This window comes from Hymenobacter lapidarius, assembly GCF_001816145.1.
GTDB lineage: Bacteria > Bacteroidota > Bacteroidia > Cytophagales > Hymenobacteraceae > Hymenobacter > Hymenobacter lapidarius.
Genome location: NZ_MDZB01000026.1, coordinates 1 through 1,096 on the forward strand (window position 1 = coordinate 1; position 1,096 = coordinate 1,096).

The window sequence follows — 1,096 nt, forward strand, 5'->3', positions numbered from 1 at the left end:
TATACTCGTCACGAAGTAGGATGCGAATCGAGAATATGAAATTTGAGGGTTAGGCGGGACGCGAGTTCTTGGCCAAACTCGGGGAGCCGGTCGAAGAAGTCGAGAACGGCCGTTTTGAATTGGCCCTTGGTGCGGTAGAAAGAAGTGTTGATAATTTTCTGGCGCAGGAACTTCCACAGGCGCTCAACCAGGTTCAGATTGGGCGAATACGGGGGCAGAAAGACCTGCACGAGGCGTTTGTCGACCAGCCAGGCCTTGAGCGCCTTGTTTTTGTAGTAGCGGGCGTTGTCGCAGATGACGTAGACGGGGCCATCGGGGTGGGCCACGAGCAGTTTTTCGTACAGCCGCTGGGTGCTTTGGGCATTGACGCAGTCGGTTTCGTCGAGGTGGACCTGGGTGGGGCAGTGGGCGTTGAGGGCGGCGTTGAGGTTGACCCGCTCGCGGCCGCTGACCGTGGGCAGGGGCCGTTCTTTGCCCGTTTCGGTCCAGACGTGGGTGGCGCGCGTGTTGTGGGTGGGGTGGGCCGCGTCGGCGTAGTACACCACGGCTTCTCCGGCCTCGGCCGCCGCCAGCAGCGGGGCCAGGGTGTCGGCCACGAAGGCCGTTTGCCCGGCCGCATCGGCTTGGCAGGGCACGGCCGTGGTCAATTTGCAGGAAAACCCCAGCCGGTGCAGCAGGTCCGTCAGGCCCGACACCGAATAGCGCACCCGGTAGGTGGCGGCCAGCCAGTCGGCGATGGCCCGGCAGTCGGCGTACAGCGTCTGGTTCAATTCCCGGCACAGGCCGGCGAGTTGGGCGCTGGTGAGCAGGCCCCAATAACCGGGCTGCTCGGCCGCCAAGTAACCCGCCAGGCCCTTCTCCCGGTAGGTCTGGGCGTAGCGGTATACCGTCGCTTCGTCCAGGCCCAGGTCTTCGGCAATCGCGGCCACGGCCCGCCCCCGGTCCAGCAGCAGCAGTACCGTCACGGGCACGTACCCCGCCTTTCCCCGGCAGGCGCGTTGCGCTTGCCGCAGCAACTGCCGCTCCGCATCGGAAAGCCGTACTTCCATGGCACAATTTTAAGCCTTTATTCGCACTTCACTTCGCGACGAGTATA

At 63.8% G+C, this 1,096-nt stretch carries 1 protein-coding gene; it reads right to left on the reverse strand.

Annotation, left to right across the window (positions count from 1 at the left end):
• Positions 1–8 precede the first annotated feature (8 nt).
• On the reverse strand, positions 9–1,049 hold the full coding sequence (locus BEN47_RS01155; RefSeq protein WP_070724372.1) for an IS630 family transposase: 1,041 nt from the start codon (positions 1,047–1,049) through the stop codon (positions 9–11).
• Between the last annotated feature and the right edge of the window lie 47 nt (positions 1,050–1,096).

Excerpts from the sequence above, each read along its gene's own strand:
- BEN47_RS01155 (WP_070724372.1), bottom strand. The coding sequence starts at position 1,049 with ATGGAAGTACGGCTTTCCGATGCGGAGCGGCAGTTGCTGCGGCAAGCG.